The organism is Psychrobacter sp. Arc29 (genome assembly GCF_041431175.1).
Classification (GTDB): Bacteria; Pseudomonadota; Gammaproteobacteria; order Pseudomonadales; family Moraxellaceae; genus Psychrobacter.
Window position 1 is genome coordinate 135,551 of record NZ_JASMRR010000008.1, and the last position, 19,637, is coordinate 155,187.

16 protein-coding genes and 1 pseudogene are annotated in these 19,637 nt (G+C 39.5%); 3 read left to right on the plus strand and 14 right to left on the minus strand.

The features are described 5' to 3' along the window. Window positions 1-107: 107 nt before the first annotated feature. The 3 genes and pseudogenes from QO189_RS11625 to hsdR form a co-directional block, all read right to left on the minus strand. The gene (locus QO189_RS11625; protein WP_371532832.1) at window positions 108-1,934 is read right to left on the minus strand and encodes a restriction endonuclease subunit S; all 1,827 of its coding nucleotides are present in this window, start codon (window positions 1,932-1,934) and stop codon (window positions 108-110) included. A 281-nt stretch (window positions 1,935-2,215) separates the two neighbouring features. Next, window positions 2,216-3,637: pseudogene (locus QO189_RS11630) on the minus strand (N-6 DNA methylase); the annotation flags it as partial. Between the two features lie 90 nt (window positions 3,638-3,727). Beyond that, the gene (hsdR, locus tag QO189_RS11635; protein ID WP_371532851.1) at window positions 3,728-6,160 is read right to left on the minus strand and encodes an EcoAI/FtnUII family type I restriction enzme subunit R; all 2,433 of its coding nucleotides are present in this window, start codon (window positions 6,158-6,160) and stop codon (window positions 3,728-3,730) included. Between the two features lie 414 nt (window positions 6,161-6,574). Here hsdR and QO189_RS11640 point away from each other — a divergent pair, with 414 nt between their 5' ends. After that, window positions 6,575-7,195, plus strand: coding sequence for a sce7726 family protein (locus tag QO189_RS11640; RefSeq protein WP_371532833.1), 621 nt, complete (start codon window positions 6,575-6,577; stop codon window positions 7,193-7,195). Here QO189_RS11640 and QO189_RS11645 read toward each other — a convergent pair. The 4 genes from QO189_RS11645 to QO189_RS11660 form a co-directional block, all read right to left on the minus strand. Then, a complete protein-coding gene (locus QO189_RS11645) occupies window positions 7,134-8,213 on the minus strand; it encodes a beta family protein (RefSeq protein ID WP_371532834.1) in 1,080 nt (359 codons plus the stop codon). The two genes, QO189_RS11640 and QO189_RS11645, sit on opposite strands and share 62 nt — an antisense overlap. After that, window positions 8,200-9,444 (minus strand): ImmA/IrrE family metallo-endopeptidase, encoded by a 1,245-nt coding sequence (locus QO189_RS11650; protein WP_371532835.1) that lies wholly within the window; start codon window positions 9,442-9,444, stop codon window positions 8,200-8,202. Before QO189_RS11650 ends, QO189_RS11645 begins: the two co-directional genes overlap by 14 nt. Further along, window positions 9,441-9,920, minus strand: a complete 480-nt coding sequence (locus QO189_RS11655) for a hypothetical protein (protein WP_371532836.1) — start codon at window positions 9,918-9,920, stop codon at window positions 9,441-9,443. The genes QO189_RS11650 and QO189_RS11655 overlap by 4 nt, the downstream gene beginning before the upstream one ends. Window positions 9,921-10,248: 328 nt before the next feature. After that, window positions 10,249-10,458 carry a helix-turn-helix domain-containing protein gene (locus QO189_RS11660; RefSeq protein ID WP_371532837.1) on the minus strand — a complete coding sequence of 70 codons (210 nt, stop codon included), beginning with the start codon at window positions 10,456-10,458 and terminating at the stop codon, window positions 10,249-10,251. An 84-nt stretch (window positions 10,459-10,542) separates the two neighbouring features. Here QO189_RS11660 and QO189_RS11665 point away from each other — a divergent pair, with 84 nt between their 5' ends. Next, on the plus strand, window positions 10,543-11,835 hold the full coding sequence (locus QO189_RS11665; RefSeq protein WP_371532838.1) for a hypothetical protein: 1,293 nt from the start codon (window positions 10,543-10,545) through the stop codon (window positions 11,833-11,835). A gap of 128 nt (window positions 11,836-11,963) precedes the next feature. After that, window positions 11,964-12,212 carry an antitoxin VbhA family protein gene (locus QO189_RS11670; protein ID WP_371532839.1) on the plus strand — a complete coding sequence of 83 codons (249 nt, stop codon included), beginning with the start codon at window positions 11,964-11,966 and terminating at the stop codon, window positions 12,210-12,212. Window positions 12,213-12,288: 76 nt separating this feature from the next. On the opposite strand, the gene QO189_RS11675 is transcribed toward QO189_RS11670, so the two are convergent. The 7 genes from QO189_RS11675 to QO189_RS11705 form a co-directional block, all read right to left on the minus strand. Beyond that, entirely contained in the window at window positions 12,289-12,879 is a 591-nt protein-coding gene (locus tag QO189_RS11675) for a recombinase family protein (protein ID WP_371532840.1), read from the minus strand. A 529-nt stretch (window positions 12,880-13,408) separates the two neighbouring features. Further along, window positions 13,409-13,702 (minus strand): DUF3817 domain-containing protein, encoded by a 294-nt coding sequence (locus tag QO189_RS11680; RefSeq protein ID WP_077452021.1) that lies wholly within the window; start codon window positions 13,700-13,702, stop codon window positions 13,409-13,411. A gap of 468 nt (window positions 13,703-14,170) precedes the next feature. Further along, on the minus strand, window positions 14,171-14,878 hold the full coding sequence (lspA, locus tag QO189_RS11685) for a signal peptidase II (protein ID WP_075107731.1): 708 nt from the start codon (window positions 14,876-14,878) through the stop codon (window positions 14,171-14,173). A gap of 141 nt (window positions 14,879-15,019) precedes the next feature. Next, window positions 15,020-16,300: a c-type cytochrome biogenesis protein CcmI gene (ccmI, locus tag QO189_RS11690; RefSeq protein ID WP_371532841.1), complete on the minus strand. Its 1,281-nt coding sequence runs from the start codon at window positions 16,298-16,300 to the stop codon at window positions 15,020-15,022. Next, entirely contained in the window at window positions 16,297-16,779 is a 483-nt protein-coding gene (locus QO189_RS11695) for a cytochrome c-type biogenesis protein (protein ID WP_371532842.1), read from the minus strand. Before QO189_RS11695 ends, ccmI begins: the two co-directional genes overlap by 4 nt. Window positions 16,780-16,862: 83 nt before the next feature. Beyond that, on the minus strand, window positions 16,863-17,525 hold the full coding sequence (locus QO189_RS11700; RefSeq protein WP_114701929.1) for a DsbE family thiol:disulfide interchange protein: 663 nt from the start codon (window positions 17,523-17,525) through the stop codon (window positions 16,863-16,865). Next, window positions 17,526-19,574 (minus strand): heme lyase CcmF/NrfE family subunit, encoded by a 2,049-nt coding sequence (locus QO189_RS11705; RefSeq protein WP_114701930.1) that lies wholly within the window; start codon window positions 19,572-19,574, stop codon window positions 17,526-17,528. It abuts the gene before it with no gap. Window positions 19,575-19,637: the final 63 nt, after the last annotated feature.

The following is a 19,637-nucleotide window of genomic DNA, read 5'->3' on the forward strand; positions in this document are numbered from 1 at the left end:
GTCCTTACCAGCAACATCAACATTATTCGATTTACCGAGTAGAGTGTCTTGATAAGAGACATTATATCTTATCAAGACATATAAAACACTTAGCCCAATACTAAAACTCACCCTAAGGCACGATCAACCAACGCATTAGTAAGCTGAACTTGCGTCTTTTGAGATTGCTTTAGCTTCTCTTTTAGCTGATCGTAAATAGCCATTAATTCATCGACTTTAGCAACGATACGATGTTGTTCACTTAGAGGTGGTAAAGGAATGTTTAAATTTTCAACGTCACCAACTCTTAAATGTTTAACGGTGGAGCCAATTGCATGTTCTGAAGCTCTTTCTAACAAATGTGGCTCTGTTAATGCTAGAAGTAAATACTGGTTCGAAACATACTTGTGATATGGTCTTATCAGCATTGTTCTTTGCCCCAAACACCAAACACTTCCTTTAGGGATGATAGCAGCTTCACCCATCGGTGCTTCTCTTGTGAAAATTATGTCTTCGGGTTTTGGAGGGCACCTTCTCGACCAATATTCGTAAGTTTCCTCAGAAATATACTTCATACCAGTCATACAAAACTCTCTCTCTCTAATATTCGAGGTTCTGATTATTGGAATACCACTATCAACATATGGTGCTGTTTTATTATGACAGTCAACTAAGTAGGTACATAAATCTATAAGGTGTGCTGTTTTCCATGTAGATGGAATTCCGAAAGGTGCAGAAGCATCTGACAGTTTTTTCAATTTCTTCAACATCGTTTTAGATTCTGGATTTTCCTCTTTTGTTTTTTGAAGCCACTCCGAGCGCTCTTTACGTAATTTCTCTAACAACACCGAAGCAGGTTCTTCATCTGGATTTTGCGGAACTAACTTACCCATTACCGCCAATTGCAGCACAGTTTGCTTTAGAGCTTCGATGCTTTGCTCAGTAGTGAACAGGCTGTCGAAATGCTCAGCAATTCTCGCCCAGTTTTGTGCCAGCTCATCAGCGCCAGTACTATCTGTCAACGTGGCTAATAACACTTCCACAAGCGTAGCGTGAGCCTCGATACTGGCTTCGGTTTGCTGCTCTAGCTGATCACATAACAGCATGAGTTCATCGACTTTAGCGACGATGCGTTTTTGTTCTGCAAGCGGTGGAAGTGGAATAGGATTGCTTTCAAAAAAACTTCTTGGGACTCTTTTATGTCCAGCAGAGCCAGTCATAAGCTTTTGACCCATAGTTAAGAAGTTAGGTGATTTAAAATATAAAAGAAGAAAATTTCTTTCAACTTGCTCTCCAAAAGGACGCGCAACATGGAGTTCTGTTGTCCCTGCGCCAATACCATTTTCTAAATTACGAAAAATAGCAGCTTTACTATTTTCAAAACAAGGTGTAATTTTCGCAATAGCAATATCGCCATTAGCAAAATGGGTATAGCCTTTCTTTATTTCACTCCAAGGCCTTGATTCAGAATCATGTACTCCATCGTATGATGTAGTGATTAGAGTCATTGGAACAAATGATGCTTTAGTTTTATCATCAACATTCGTATTACGTGGGTTTATCTCTGTTATAAAGTTAAGTCGAGTCCACTGCCACTCACGAGGAAGATCAAAAGGTTTTTCATCTTCATTAACTTTACCATCTGCTTTAGTCTTCTTAATCTTCTTAATCTTCTTATCTTTAATCAACTGAGCTTTTTCAGCCGCTATTTTTTCTAACAAAACAGAGGCAGACTCATCATTAGCATCCTGCGGCACTAGCTTGCCACGTACTGCTAACTCCAAAATCAGCTCACGTAATTTGCTAATGCCGTATAGCTCATACTTTTTGCTACTGCCACGCCCACTAGTCGATTTAGCCAGTATAGCGCTAGTCCAGATATCGATATGTTCAGTGATCAACTGCTCTGGTTTGTTTGCGTCTTTACCCACCTCTAAGCTCGTTTTTACATTCATAGCTACTTGTCCTCTGTCGTGTTAGCAGACAGCGCAGCGCCCAGTACATCTTTTAATTGGCTGCGTAAAGTATCGATACTCTGTTGTTGTTTGGCATAGTCAGCGAGTAATTTATTAGGGTCATAATCAATGACTTGATCAACAAACGGATTTTTTATATCAAAATTAAATATAGCATTGAATATACTATCGCCAGCCTGTTGGCTATTGTTAGCATCACGGCGCAGATTATTGATTTTAGTTTCTAGCGCTTCAACTTTTTTTAGGTTATCAGGCTTTAACTCATCGCTGGCAGCTTTTAGTTCTGCACGTAACACTTTAAGATTAGGCTCTAAAGCACTGACTTCACCTAAGAGTACTGTTGCTTTGTCCCAGTGTGGCTTTGCGTCTTTTTCAGCTGTTTTACGCTTACTGCTGAAGTCAACTTTCCAAGCGTGATCATTTTCAACACGACTGGCGAAGCCGTCAGATTCATTGCCCCACCAATCAATCTCGGTTTGAAACTCTTCAAACTTCATTGGTTTGGTTTTGCTGTAGTTTTTGACGCCTTCAGGATAAGGATGCTCATAAAACCAAATATCTTTGGTTGGCTGACCTTTGGTAAAGAAGAGAATATTGGTCTTAATACCCGTATAAGGGTTAAACACACCGTTTGGTAAGCGCACGATGGTATGCAGATTACATTCTTCTGTCAGCATTTTCTTTAGCTTGGTTTTTACTCCTTCACCAAACAAGGTGCCATCAGGTAATACGACGGCAGCGCGGCCTTTATCTTTCAAGACCTCAATGATTAATTGTAAAAACAAATCAGCCGTTTCGCGTGTTTGGAACTCAGCAGGGAAGTTCTTTTCGATACCGTGCTCTTCAGTGCCGCCAAAAGGTGGGTTGGTTACGATGACATCAATATCACTGTCCCAGCTCGATAGCGGCTTGTTTAGGGTGTTATCGTGGCGTATCTGTACGGGTACTTCGATACCATGCAGCATCATATTGGTCGTACAGAGCAAATGCGGCAGTTGTTTCTTTTCAAACCCCAAAATCTGCTGCTGTAGCGCTTGATGATCTTCAGCAGTTTCAACATAGTTGTTTTTGACATGATCGAACGCACAGGCTAAAAACCCACCTGTACCACAAGCTGGATCCATGACGCGCTCACCGAGCTTTGGATCCACACGATCAACGATGAAGCGTGTCACAGCGCGAGGGGTATAAAATTCACCTGCATTGCCCGCACTCTGTAAATCACGCAGTAGCTGCTCATAAATATCACCAAACAAATGACGCTCATCTGAGCGGTTAAAGTCCACTTCGTTGAGCTTGTTTATTACTTGGCGTAGCAACGTGCCGTTCTTCATATAGTTGTAGGCATCGCTCAAACCCTGACGCACCACAAAGCCACGCGGATTGGTATCTACTGGCGCTGTCAGGTTTTTTAGCTCAACGAATATTTCATCATTTACGAACTCTAGTAACTCATCACCAGTGATGCCTTCGGGATCAGCTGCCCAATTACGCCAAAGGTATTGCTCAGGGATGGGGCTCTTATAGTTTTCTTGTTCGAACTCAAGCGCTTCTTCTTGTGCATCAAATATCTTGAGAAACAATAACCATGACAATTGGCTTAAACGTTGGGCATCACCATCGACACCAGCATCTTGACGCATGATATCTTGAATAGACTTGATAACTGAACTGATTGACATGTAGTTTCTCTTTTCAATAAACAGTATGAATAAAACAAGCCTCAATAAGAGGCTTAGATATATGGATTGTAGCTAATTTTTTCTAGTTGCTTAAGCTTGTTTGGGTGGCGGTGCCCAATAGATTTCACTTTCAAGATCACTAATGGCTTGCTGATAATCTTGTTTACTACCGAAGCTTTCTCTGACAATTTCCATCGGACTACCTAATTGATCAAGTGGTTTTACTTTAAGCACGTTTAGGCTTTCGATCTCTTCTACACCCGCATCAGCATACTTATCGAGCAAGGCATTTAGTACTTTTTGAGCAGTGTCTGAATACTTGGTAAAGTAATTGCGCTTCTTAACTTCATTCGCACGTTCACGACGCGTCAAGGGTGGCTGGTCATATACCACATGGCAAATTAGGTCGAAGGGGTCCATGTCTGAACCGACCTCTTCCTGTAGTGCTTCCCAAATAATACCAGCATTTGCCAGCTCATCAATGATGGTTTGTTTACGCTCAGTATCGTTCCAACGCTTGGTAAACTCGTCCAAACTAGCGAACTGCTTAGTGAAAGTTTTGCGAGTATAGTCCTGAAAAGACTCGGTGACTAGCTTACCATCAGTATCATAATATTGGATACGCTGTGCCGTTACTTTTACAGCTACACCTTTCACATAGTATTTTTTCGCTGGCTCACTGCCGCCAAGGTCGTCACCTGTATCAACGTCACTGCCGCCCATATCGGAGTCATTGTCACCTTCGTTGTTGTGAGACGTTTTAGTATCATAAGTCTCCTCTAATTCGGCCCCTGATTCACCATCTACCATCTTATCTAGCTCATCACTGCCTCCATTGACCTGTGATGGTGTCATTTTCATAACACGCTCAGGAGTACCATCGAAGCGCTCATCGGCAAATAGCTCAGTTGCTTTTTTGAAGTCGAGAATCGTAAACCATAATTTGCCATATTTATCATTGATACGAGTCCCACGGCCAATAATTTGCTTAAACTTGGTCATCGATTTGATGTTTTGATCTAAGACGATTAGCTTACAGGTTTGGGCATCGACACCAGTCGTCATCAGCTCCGACGTTGTCGCTATCACTGGATAAGGTTTCTTTGGATTGATGAAGTTATCAAGCTGCGCTTTGCCTAACTCATCATCACCCGTGATTTTCATGACATACTTTTCGTTCTTTTTGACCTGCTCTGGATTGCAGTTAATCAAAGCACGGCGCATTCGCTCTGCATGATCAATGTCATTACAGAATACAATGGTCTTGGCCATTGGGTCAGTACGCTGAAGGTAGCTAGTGATGGTCTGAGCCACCAATTCAGTACGCTCATCAATCACTAAAGTGCGATCAAAATCTTTTTGGTTATAGATACGATCTTCAATCAACTCATTACGCTTATCTGTCTGTCCTTTGGTTGGACGCCAACCATGTAGATCGACATCGATATCAATTCGAACTACTTTATAGGGCGCTAAAAATCCATCTTCAATGCCTTGTTTTAAGGTATAAGTATAAAGAGGATCCCCAAAATAATAAGAGTTAGAGACTTCTTTAGTCTCTTTAGGGGTCGCTGTTAAGCCTACTTGTGTCGCGCTATGAAAGTATTCCAATATCTCACGCCAAGCACTGTCTTCCGCAGCACTGCCTCGGTGGCACTCATCAATGACAATCAGGTCAAAAAAGTCTGGCGCAACATGTTTAAAGGCTTTCTGATGCTCTTCTGGGCCTGTTAGCGCTTGATATAGACCAAGATGAATCTCGAAGGCTGGATCAACGGTACGGCCTTCTATTTTGGTCATCGCAGTGCCGAAAGGCTGAAAATCATTTACCCGAGTTTGATCGACCAAAATATTACGATCTGCTAAAAACAAAATGCGTTTCTTTTCTCTAGCCTTCCACAGACGCCAGATGATTTGAAAGGCGGTGTAGGTTTTACCTGTCCCTGTTGCCATTACGAGTAGGATGCGATCCTGTCCACGAGAGATGGCTTCTATGGTCTTATTAATGGCTTGTAGCTGATAGTAGCGCGGTGATTTACCACTGCCATCATCATGATAGTCTTGAGTGATAATAGGCATTTGAGCTTGCGTATAGCCTTTCCACTGGCAGTACTTATCCCATAGCTCAGCTGGTGTCGGAAAATCCTCTAGTGAAATCTCTGTTTCGAGGGTAGTGGTACTGGTTTTATCATGAAAAATAAAGCCATCACCATTGGATGAAAACACAAACGGCACTTCGAGCAGCCCAGCATAATCAAGCGCTTGCTGCATCCCTTTACCAATAAAGTGTTTGTTTGCTTTGGCTTCGATAACCGCAAGTGGCAGATTAGGCTTGTGATATAGAACAATATCAGCAGATTTGATCGTCTTACGCACTGCCATTTGACCACGGACAATAACCTTCCCATCACGAAGCTTCACCTCTTCGCGAATTTGGGTCATGTCATCCCAGCCTGAGCTTTTAATAGCAGGTAGAATAAACTTGCTGATAATATCTGTTTCAGATAACTCTAATTTGTTGATACCAGCCATGGCAGTATGCTTCCTATCTAGCTAGTGTTGGGGGTAACTTATACTTTAACATATGTTTAATATTTATAGCCTGATGGGCTCTCAACCATACAGCACTCCAGCGTATTTGATATAATTATGATCTACAGACCAAACTGCAAAAATCTTAGCTAAATAGAGTATGACCGATTGAGTAGACTTTCTTAAATAGCTCATACTTAGCATTAGCAATGATCACAAGGGAAGTTCCTATTTTTTGCCAGCCTGGTACTACTACTAATATAAACATCTGGAAACAGAATTTAAAACCTAAAACAGTTAGAATATAATTTATATCGAACTACTCGATAGCGCTTTACGGAGCTATGTAAAAAAGCATACGGATGCTTATCACTTTATAGTAAATACTTGCACTATAGGTCAGGTTTGGATACGTTAAAAAGAATGAATGCAACAAATGAGCAAGATATACGTCATGCTTTGCATAGCAAATTGCAAAAGCAATATTCTATTAAAGGTGATTACTTATTAATTGATGAGCTATCTTTAGAACATGGTAGAAATCGAGTAGATATAGCCTTGTTTTCTAGCTATATCCATGGATATGAAATCAAGAGTTCTAAAGATAATCTGCTAAGACTGCCAAATCAGTTATTACAGTATTCAAAAAGCCTTCAAAAGGTGACTTTTGTTGTAGCTGAAAATCATTACAAAGACGTAATGAAATCAATTCCTAAATGGTGTGGGCTTATTCTAGCAATCAAAGGTCCTAGAGGTGGAGTAAGTTTCCGTTCAATCAGGCGAGCTAAACTTAATCCACACGTAGATTTTTTCAGTTTAGCTCACATCTTATGGAAGGCAGAGGTCATTGAATTACTTTATCAACATGGCGTTACAGAAAAGCTTGAGCACAAATCTAGAAAAGATTTGTATAAGCAGTTGAGTATGTTCATGACTATCAAACAACTATCTTTGGAAATTAAAACTAAATTATTGAAGCGTGGTAACTGGAGAGTTGATGGACAACCTTTGTCATATGATGGTTAATTGCAACTTGCTTCCATGTTCCTAGGTTTCCACAATTTTCTATTCCTTTAGCAGTATCATAAATTCGTTTATCTCCATCGCAAAAAGCGATACCTTTATAATCTGGTAAGCTAATAATATTAGAACAAAGATTAATCATTTGAGCGGTATTTCCTCTAAATGCTTTAGCCTTCAATACATGCCAATGCTGAGGTAGTGTATAGATCAGTTTTGCTGATGGATTAATCTTTCTCATATCTATTTGAGGCAGAAACTCTATATTATCAGTTGTGTAATCGCCGAAAGTTGGAGGGGTTTCTTTGAATTTACTGGCAAGGTAGGGATATAGCATCCACTCATGACGAGTAAATACTCCCCCTGGTTGTTTAATTTGCATTAAATCTAATGAATTAGCGACTATGACGAAAGAGCGATAGTCTTTTATATTATTAATGCTATTAATTTTCGTGAAAATTATATGGGAAAATAAAGCATAGGGCTCAAAATTATCAGGGGTTCCTAAATCAATAATTAAATCAATATTACTTATACCCAAATCGAACATTTCTAGTAAATAATCAATTTCATTATTTATAGTCTGCCTGTCTAGATCTTCTAAAAAAACTCTCAAAGCAATACCACACTTTTGAGCGCTAGTAATTTTTTTAACCTCTACTAAATACCAGTTAGACTTTTCAAAAGAAACAACGGGAACTAACTCACACCCCAGAGCTAGAGCTTCGTTATGTACATACTCTACAACGCTTTCCCCATTATCCATAACTTTTCCTTCAAGACTGTCATGAAAGTCTAAAAGGGCAAGCCTAGAACCCCATTTATCATAAATCCGCTTTGCCATAGGCTCAATATGCTCTTCAATGGTTTTCTTTAACCTTCTCTCTGCAAAATCATATTCGATTGGTGGCAGTATTATATAAGGAATAATGAAATCTTTAATTTCATCTTCGAGTTTAAACAATGCTTGGAATTCACTTTGTCGCCACTTTAGGAATGGAACATAGCTGTTACTCAGAATCATATTCATTATCCCAAAATAGTTTACGCACTTGTTTTGATCCTATTTGTTCATTAAACACTCTATAATCATCGTTTTCTTTTCTTATTCTTCCGGCAATTATACTAGGATGAATCTTTAAATTTCTAGCATCTTCATTTAATTTTTCTTCATCTTGATAGAATCTAGATATACACATATTCCACTGTTCCAACGAGATTAAATTTTCTAGAGCAAATTTATCAGCTTCAATCTCTATTTGATCCGTAACTATATCCATTTCTTCATCAAATATAATGTTACGTTCTTCATTCAGATGAAGAAAAATGTGCCCTAATTCATGGAATAGAACAAACCAAAAATTATCTAAGCGATCATGTCTCAATGTAAGGCCTATAACGGGGATTGCGGTATTAGGTAAAAGCATCGCCGCACCATCGAGATATGTAAGTGGTAAATGAGGTACTACAATTAGTATTATTCCTTTGGATAAAAGAAACTCTTGTGCTTCTAGGGGACCTGTTGGGCTTGTAGAAATTCTGACCAGCTGATTCAGCCATGCTAAGTCATTGTCAAAACTAGGGACTTGGCTCTGCTTTGTTATTTCTTTTGCTTTACTAAGAACTTGAATTTGCCACGCTAGTAATGAGTAGATATTAGGAGAGTTACCGTTAAAATTGAATTTCCTATGTAATGCTAATTCATAGCCACTATTACCAAAGATTTCTTCAAACTGTACTTTAATAATACTTGCTAGATCAGTGACTTGCGATGGTAACCACTGGCGCTTCAACATCTCTTTAATTGGAAAATTTTCCCAATTAATACCTGAGGTGTTAGTATTTAAATTACTTGTGACTTTTTCTGTCACAAATTTATTTATTTTTGATAATAAAATAGGATCTAATTTTTTATACAGATACTCCTCTTGTCTTTTTATTTCCTCAATACTTACTTCTAAAAAATCAGCTATCTCTTCTTGAGACACTTGATTTGCTATTCTAATGTAAAGTAAATTCTCTGGATATAGTAGTAAGACATCATTTTCGAGAACTTCGCCTCTAAAGTCTTGGATTGTTTTTAAATAAAAATCCCTTTCCTTAACCAACTTGTTTAAAAACGCATTTAGAGAGTCTATCTCTATTTGTAGTAGAAAAGAATCCATTGAAGAACTCCTCTTCACTTCCAAGATTGTTTCTTCTATTTTTTTAATTTTTTGTTCTATTAGTTTAAATTCAAAAGAGTTTAAAATCATTTTCTATACTCCTGAGAGGAAAAACGACACTCAGCTTGAAGATCTATTACAATAATTCCTTTTTCTTGATTAGTATGCTTCTCATTTTTAAAGAAATCTTTAAATAGTTTGCCAGACAAACTTTCTGTAGAATTGGGATAGAGTTCTCCACCAAAACGTACTTTTTGTGCGCCTGTACCCTCACGCATATTCTTAAGAATAGGATCAAGTGAACTAAAATCAACTCCCTCCATGCCCCAACAAGCATCAAAATCACTAGGTATATCCTTCTCTGTCACATAACTTCCATCAAGATATAAATATTTGCATCCTGATTGAGCAAGTAAACTAGCGGCAGATACAAGACCATTAAACAAATCAAGCCTATGATTGTTAAACGCTAAAAGCTCTTTGACTTCTTGTAAGGTAGCAAGATGCTCACCTGGAGGCAAAATGCGCCATGGCGCTCCACTCAGTGTTTGAAAAGTAGGTAACATAATTTTTAGTATTTAATTATTGATAAATTGATTATAGCAAATATTAGAATATTGTTTCCTTTTATAGTAAGTCTAAAATAAATTTAGTACATTCCATATCATGGAGCAGTTTAGGTAGATTCTTCTCCATCTATCCTTGTTGTAGAAATTCAGCCTGTACCCAGACTATAAAAATCGTTTTTAATACAAATACAAGTGATATTTTCTGTCTGTATTCTATAGGGTATACCTTCTACAGCTAGGTCTTTAGCTGTAGAAGGTGAGCGCTTTTTTTAATTTGCCGTTAATGGCAAGGTAAGGCGAATGATCTAAAACAATAATAGGTATTTTAGACTAAGTTTTGTATCTCAATCTCCAACGCATCACATATCTCATAAGCCTTTTTCAGCGTAATATTCTTTTCTCCACGTTCTATATTACCCATATAGCTACGATCAATACCTGCCATCTCCGCCAATTTTTCTTGGGATATCCCTTTGCTTTTGCGTACTTCACGGACACGCTTTCCAAAGGCAATCATACGTTCGTCTGTCGTCATCTCACTAACCACTGCTAAAGATAGCAATACTCACAGTGGTAAGCTATAATATCCACGGGATATAGTCGGTATTGAGAGGTGGGCGTGAAAACTAAACTAGAGTATCAGCCAGATATAACAGAAACTAATAAGCTGATCTGTGAGAGGTACTGGCTACGTGAGAGCGACAAACGAAGTGGTTTTATATATACCTGTAAAGAGATAGGTCAAGAGTTTGATGTTAAGCATCAGGATATACCTAGTATCGTTAAAATAAATGCTCATCTTGTCGTACTGGACTGTCAATGCATAGACTGTGGTACAACTAAGATTTGCTATACTCGTTCACAGCTAACTCGATTAGATACTATTAGATGGCGGTGTGATGATTGCAGGGAGGCGCTTGAAAAAAGGATGGATCAAGAGTACTTAGAGTATCGTCTTAAACAAAAGCATTTAGAAGAAGAGAGAAGACAGACCGCTCTAGAGTACATCAATCAATGCAGAGGCATTCAATTAAGCAGTATTCCTTCAATCACTGAGCTTAACGATGTGGATAAGCTTCTACTTGCAGCGACTGTAGAGAGCCTAGGGGCAGATAATATAAGGAATACAGTCTCTCTACGTGACAATTTATCATTACCTTTATCACCGTTCTCTAAATCAGATGAAGAAATACTACAGCATCTTTTTAACCGAAATCTGCTCATACTCGCTCCTGAAAATAGCTACGAATACGTAACTATCAACGAAGAAAAAGAGCTAGAGATAGATTTCTATCAAGCGATCTTTGAGTTTGCTTATAGTATTGAGAATCTTACTAAAATCTTGATAAACGCTAAATCTCAGAAAAATACCAGTGCTCTAGTAGCGAATGATCAATTTAAGAACTGGTGTGAAAAGTTACAGCTAGGAGAGTGTTTAAGCTACCTGATTACTAGGTCAAGACTGAACTATCTAGCACCGCCTATTGGCGATAAGCTAATTAGCATTCTCAGATCATGTTTAGCTGAATGCTCTGTATCAACTATGCATTATGTAATTTGGAAGTCTGTTGAAAATGCTGCTGCATACGTGCAAAAACCAGGTATTACTCGAAGACATGCTTCAAATTCTGTTTCTGGTAATATAGAGAGAGTATTCAATAAAATATACAGTGGTAGTTGGAGTCACAATAAATCTTTTCGCGATGCTAGCCACCCTCAGTCTGCAATGGCCAAAATATTTTTTGATTATGTATTTGGAGTAGATGATGGTGGTTTTCACCATACTCTTGATGAGCTATTCAGCCCATATAGGTCCCAAAAAACTTTAGAGCAAGTAAGTTACGCAACTCTAGGAGATGCTAGAAGTACGAATTATTCAGTCACAATAGCTCTTGAGGTTAAACAATCATGATTTACCGATGTCTAAATCATTAATACAATTAAATCAGCCGAATAAGACATAGCAATGAGAGAAAGGTTGTCTAGATAGAAGACTATCTGACTTGCTGAACAATTTCATTACTACTGATAGGAGCTAGTATGGAAGATTCTAAATCTAAAACACCGATTGTTGACGATCGACCTATTCTTGTTAGTCGACAAGAGATAGAAAAGCGCCGCCGCATTAACTTTGATACTTTGGGCAGCTTTGCAGTCGATAATATTCCTGTTAACCCAGATACTCAGCATATCTTTCAAGACTTTGAGGAAGGTAAAATTGCAACTAGCAAGGAAGTAAAAGCGCTACTACACGCTCACTATACCAAGGTAGCGCTTGGAGATAATTAACGCTTATGACTACTGTTTTATTTTTAGACATAGTAATTCAGCAAAGCATAATTATTTAAGTTCATTACCTGACGTATTACGTATCTTTTAGTACACGATAAACTGTAGCCACTCCAACATCACAGGCCTTAGCTATTTCATCTTTTTTCATATTGTTTTGACTTGCTAATTCTTTAATGCGTTTGTGCTTCTGTATATTAGCTTTTTTGCCTGTAGGTTTATAACCACTATTAGCTAATCCTTGCTTAATGCGCTCTCTACGCTTGTCATTATCCAATTTAGCCATTGTTGCTAACAAGTCAATTAGCATATTGTTGATTACAGCCAATATCTCTCCACTCATACCAGTATTGATTGTATGCGTAGTAGGCAGGTCAGCTACAACTAACCTTAAGCCTTTATCTTTAATGCGTTGCTTTAGAATTGCAAAATCATCTTGAGACAATCTGCTTAATCTATCTACGCTCTCAACAAGCAAGATATCTCCTTGATTAGCATCATCAAGTAACTTAGTAAGTTCTGGTCTATCTAACTTAGTACCACTATAGTTTTCAATGTAATCAACATGACTGTCAGCATAATTTTTACTAACGCCAATCAAGTCAGACAAGGCTCTCTTAGCATCTTGGTCTTTTGTGCTAGCTCTCACATATATTCTGACTGTCATGGGTATCAACATATCTTTTAGACTTAAATATTATTGTTTAATGATAATACTATCGTTTAATAGTGAAAACAACTCTAATGATAGATTTATTATCATTTAATTATTTTACTGTTAAGGTATAGGCTAATGATAGAAAAAAAGAACAGCAACTAGTCCCATAATTCAAAAGCCTGTTATAGATAGTTCCATATTAACAGTCTATTTTGAGTAGTCTGTTAATAGGTTTGAAGGGTTAAATGGTTGGTTCCCTTGGGGTATACCCTACGATAACAGGAAAGCCATCGCGGATGACAAAACCTGTTTAGCTTTTAAACAAAACGGGTTTGTCGATAGTATGTAAGATAAGTTCGAAAAGTAACTGGAGTGTGAGACTATTCATACTGGGTCTGAATTAAAGTTTTATTGTGATTAATTTCTGCTCAATGTTATTCATTTGTCGCCACGATGAGTGATGGCGGCTTGTGATTTAGTTAGGAAAAATAATCTTGAGTAATAAGATACGTTTGTGGCATTTATAGCAGAGCTTGTTCTAGGCTTCTTTACTTACATTTTCCTGCAAGTTCTTTTTTAGTAAATGATCGAATATAAATGGGCCAAAAGGTAAGAGTGAGCCGAGTACGCCCGCAGGTATTGCCCAAAGAGGCATTTTCATTTTGATAGCTGAGCCTATAAGTATTATGATATAGGTAATAAACAACATACCGTGTGCCATACCGATGTATTTCACACCTTCTGGAATGTCCATCATATATTTTAGTGGCATGGCGATGAAGAGCAATAATAAGAAAGAGGTGCCTTCTAGATAGCCTATAGTCAGCTGAATGTAAAAATGTTATGGATTTAAACGCGCTACTGGTATAAATTTTACTTGCGTGCTGCGTTCCCAGAGGCTGCGCAAAATTCATCCCAGTAGTGCTATGACATTTTTAGAGTGTATCGACTATATAAGGGTAAGACTTTTTAACGCTGTCTCTTGTTTTTTTTCTAAGGCTGTGAATTTTTTCAATAGTTGGCTGAGTCTGTGACACTGTATTTTCCTTTTGTTATTATCAATAAAGAATTTATGGATTATTCAATGTCTCTATAATAATGGCTCTACGCAGAGCTTTTAAGTATTGAGTTTTAAGACCTAAAATGAGTGAGTACCTATACCAGTCATACATTACCTTCCAGTTCACATTTTATAAACATACTCAAGTATAAAAAGTATTTTTAGTATAAAAAGTATTTTTCCGTATAGAGTGAATACGACGCTAGTTCATTTTGTTTGTGATAATCGGCATCAATGTGCTTATTTATTACGCTTACTTTCTAAAAATATCATGTCAATTATAATCAATGCGACACCGACACAGACACCTATATCTGCAACATTGAAAAGAGGATAATTCCAGACATCAGCATAATGCACATGGATAAAGTCAACCACTTTACCAATTCTTAAACGATCGATTAAGTTGCCAATCGCACCACCAAGCATTAAGGCCAACCCCATAGATAATAGCTTGGCTGCACGTGGCGCTTTGATTAAATAAACCGTTAAAAAGATAGCCATTACAAAAGCTAAGCCTGAGAAAAACCATTTCTGCCAACCGCCAGCGTTGGCTAAAAAGCTAAATGCTGCCCCATAGTTATAAGCGAGTGTCCAGTTGAGAAATGGTTCAATGACCGGTACGGGGTCATTGAACGCTAATGTGGTTTGGGCCAACCACTTAGTCCATTGATCAAGTATTAATACCATTATCGCCAACAAATACCAGATAAAAGCGCGACTGCCATTGGCAACCATTTTTGGCATTTTGTCCAACTTATCTTTAGGTGTTATTGAGTTGCCTGAAGTCACGTACATAGCTTTAGGCGTATGATTTATGGTTTTAGAGTCAATCGATTGATGAGTACTACTCACAGCTATAGGTACCTTCTTGTCAGCAATATTAGTACTAGCCGATTCAACGCTATTCAATTTAGTACTATCTAATCTGTCGGTAGATTCAGTCATAGTTGTTTCCTTTATCTATGTTTATACAATGAACAATGTTAAACGTATATGTTTTTGGTATACGATTATTAATCGCGCCACTTTCATAAACGGCTCCACTTACCGCTCTGGTATTATGAAACTTACGGTAATAATTTTTTATTAGGGAATCTGTTGATTGATTTCAACATTAACCTGAGTCTGTTCAACGCTAATCATTATAGGATTACCCGATAAGTCGCCTGATTCTGCTATGGCATTACCGCTATGACTAATACGAGCAACGACTGCTAACTGAGTTTTGTCACTACGAGCTGAATTTAACGTGCGATCTGGCATCATCGCATCAAGATTGCTTAAGCGGATACTAGCCTCACCTTGCTTGATAATACTAATGGGTAAACGTTTGGCGGCAAACGGAGGGCCCCCTTTCACATCACGTATCGCTACAAACAACACATCATCAGCTTTCACTAACGGTAATAAATTAGCGTTAATTTTCACTGTCACGTCAATACCTTCTAGCGCTTGCTTTTCTTGCGTGCTAACGTAGTTGCTTAACTCATCTAAGCTTGCTAAAGCTTTAGTATGATCACCTGGTTTGGCCACAATGCTGCCTTGTAAGCGTTTAATCCAACCTTGCGCTTGGGCAAAGTTACTACCACGTGCCTCACCCATTGCCATTAGCATCTGCGCACCTTCATGCTGTGGATTTTTGGCAAGGACATCTTGTAATACACGGCGGCTACTGGCATCAAGCTGACCTTTATTGGCAAAAAAGCTAATCTGCGCATAAGTGGTCGCAATCTCTTCATTGTCTGGTGACAGACGGTAAGCGCGTGACAAAGCTTCAATCGCTGAGTCGGTAGCTTCAAGCGATAAAAACAGCTCTGACAAACGCATCCAGCGATCAGGATCATCGGCATGACGATAAACGTTGGTCTGCATCGCGCTGATAAGCTGCTGGCCGTTTTCGATTGCCCATACAGGTGGCTTATCAATCTTAGCCGTCAATAGGTCATCAGCCACTTGTCCTACTTTGTCCTCAGCTGTCCACAAATCAAACACGGGCGTACGATTACCTATTAGTAAATACGCCATTGCAGCCAATATTGGGATCCAAGCTGCGACAATTAAACTGCTTTTGACATCAGGGGTGACCATAGGTGTTATCTGACGCTGCGCATCTAATAGCTGACGCTCCAGTTCCAGCTTTTGATTTTGATAATGGCTATTATTAATAGTACCGCTGTCTTTATCTGTTTGTAGCTCAGCTAAACGTTCGCGAAATACTGCAACATTAATATCTAGCAGTTGATTGTCTATTGGTTTGGACTGCAAACGCGGTGCTCGTAGCCATGGCATAATAGCAATTAGCGCAAATATAAGAGCAATCAGCAAGCTTAGAGCTACAAATAAGCCAAAAGTAGAAAATAGAGTCATTTTTTGTCCTCTATGCTAGTAATATCGTGGTCGACATTCTCAGCTTGCGATAATAGACGATCAAGCTCAGCCTTTTCCGCAGAGGTCAAGGCAGCAGTACTGTTCACTGTAACGCCGTTTTGGCCACGGGCGACAACTTGGCGGCGTTTACTTTGCCAAAACCAACCAACAATTAAGACGAGCAATAATAGTGGTGGAAAAAACCATAGGATCCATGTCGATGGTCGCATAGGCGGCTTGTAGCTAATAAAGTCACCGTAGCGCTCTTGCATATAGGCGCGTATTTCAGCATCACTACGTCTATCTTTAATTAAATCATAGACTTTTTGCTTTAGATCCTGTGCAATCGGTGCATCAGAGGCTGCAAGGTTTTGATTTTGGCATTTTGGACAGCGAAACTCTTCTATTAATCCACGATACTGAGCTTCTTGCTGTGGTGAATCAAAATCGTATACGTCAATAGCTGCGTTTGCCGTCATGTTAAGCAGACACGCTAGTATTAAGCTTGCTAGTTTTAAAATTATATTGAGTTTTATTTGAGGAGCTCTTATTCGAGTAACGTTCATTTGCACATCTCCTCAACCTGAATGAGATCAGGACTATCGTTGTTCTTATTAGCCTCATTAAGTACGGTCAGGCACGGCTTAACACGCTGTTGCCAATTGGCTTCATTAATCTCACCAACAATATGCTGACGAATGATGCCATCTCCATCCACAACAAAGGTTTCGGGCGCACCAGTTATGCCTAAGTCTAGAGCAAACTGACCCAATGAATCCTGAATAGACATAGAAAATGGATCACCGCCTTGGTTTAAGTAACTGAGCGCATTACCAATCTCATCCTTATAATTCACACCAACGATATCAATGCCGCGCTCTTCTAGTTGCATTAAAAACGGATGCTCAATAATGCAAGTTGGGCACCACGAGCCCCAAACATTAAGTAAAAACGGCTTATCTGGCAAATTATTATTGGTGATAGTACGGGTAGTATCTGCTAATAACGGCAGCTCAAAGGCAGGAACCGGACGCTCAAGAGCGGTATTGGTCACAATGTCTGTTGGTTTACCTAAGCGCATGTACAATATAACTACCAAACCAAAAAAGAGGATAAGCGGAATTAAGAACCATAGCTTCATCTGCTTTTTTTTCATTGCCTTTGGGTTACGCTGCTTACTGTTTTGGCTATCTTTTTGCTCAGGAGTGTTATTCGACATAGTCATTTATTTCTCCTTTAGTGTCGACATCGTCGATGCTGAGATTGCCTGCTCAATAGCTACCTCATTGACTCCATCAGTAGCCAAACTACCAGTAACTAGCAACGGAGCTTTAACTTTTTTGATGCGGTATCGTTTATCAAGCATACTAATTAATCCACCTAGAGCCATGATAATTGCCCCTAACCAAATCCAGCGAATTAATGGTTTTACATAAATCCTTAATGCCCATTGGTTACTACCATCGGCAATAGGTTCGCCCAGTGCGACATAAACATCGCGCATAAGACTGGGGTCAATAGCGGCTTCAGTCGTTGGCATCGTGCTGATAATATAAGTACGCTTTTCTGGAGTCAGTTTCGCCACTTCACGACCGTCTTTGGATACCACGACTTGCGCTTGCGTTGCATCAAAGTTACTACCCTTTATTTCAAAAAATTCAGTTACTTCAAAATCGTAACCTTGAACATTGACTGTATCGCCAATACCCATTGCTACGTCACGCTCAATACTCAGGCTACTAGTAAAGGCTATGCCAATGACAGCAACCAATACGCCAATATGAGCAGTCTGTTGACCCCAATAGCTCAGACGCAACTGCCGCAAACCGTTAAAAAGATTAGGCGCATTCTTAGTTTTATCTTTAAAATCAACTGCCATCCATAGCAGTGCCCAAAAGCTAACGGCTAAAGTCACACCAATATTAAGCATAGACGATGGATTAACAAAGTAAGTAATAATGGCAGCTAATACTAAGCTACTAACGGCGATGACCATGCCTATACCCAGTAGTGGACGGGTGTCTTTTTTCCAGCGAATATTTGAGCCCATACCCATAGCTATTAATAACAGCCACGTTAAAGGTACAAATAATGCATTAAAATAAGGAGGGCCAACGGACACTTGTCCTAAACCAAAGGCATCAGCGATAATAGGGTAAAGGGTGCCGAGCAGCACCACTAAGGTTGCAATCAAAATGATGGCGTTGTTGATCACTAAAAAGGACTCACGTGAAATCAGCTGATATTGACTTTCAACGGTTAAACGCCAACCTCGAACGGCAAACATTAATAGACCACTACCGATGATAATGCCAAGAATAGCTAAGATAACCAAACCACGCGTCGGATCAGCGGCAAACGAATGCACTGAGGTAAGGACTCCAGAGCGTACCAGGAACGTGCCAAGCAAGCTTAAGGCAAAGGCGAAAATAGCCAGCATAATGGTCCATGCTTTAAACACCCCGCGCTTTTCAGTGACTGCTAATGAATGCAGCAATGCTAAGCCGACAAGCCAAGGCATAAACGAGGCATTCTCTACCGGATCCCAAAACCACCAACCGCCCCAGCCAAGCTCGTAGTAGGCCCACCACGAGCCCAGTGCAATACCAATGGTCAAAAACCCCCAAGCCGCGAGCGCCCATGGACGTGACCAGCGTGTCCAAGCAGCATCTAAACGCCCTTCCCACAATGCCGCCATACAAAATGCAAAAGGTACTACCATACCCACATAGCCCATATATAACATGGGCGGATGAATAATCAGACCGAAATCTTGTAGGACAGGATTTAAATCAGCGCCATCGACCGCTAGATTGGGTAAGGTACGCTCAAACGGTGACGAGGTAAATATCAGCATCGTTAGCATCATTAACTGTACACCGGCCAAAATAACTAATACCCGCGCACGCATTGATAACGGCAAGCCGCGACTAAAGTATGATACCAGTGCACACCATGTGGCCATGATGGTCATCCATAGCAGCAAAGAGCCCTCGTGTCCGCCCCATGTCGCCGATAACTTATAGTACCAAGGCAACAGCGTATTGGAATGCTGCGCGACGTAACTGAGGCTAAAATCATTATAATAAAAACCTGCTATCAAAGCGCCAAATGACGTTATCATGGCGGCAAACTGTGCCCAAGCTAAGCTAGGGGCTAGTCGTTGCCAAGCAACTTGGTTATGAATAACACCAATAGTTGGTAGAATTACCTGCAATAACGCCAATACAAAAGCGGTAAGCAAGGCAAAATAGCCCAATTCTGTAATCAACATACGGTCTAACCTTATTTACTCTAATGCGGTTGCAGTTTACTGTGGCGGTGGAATTTTTATTAT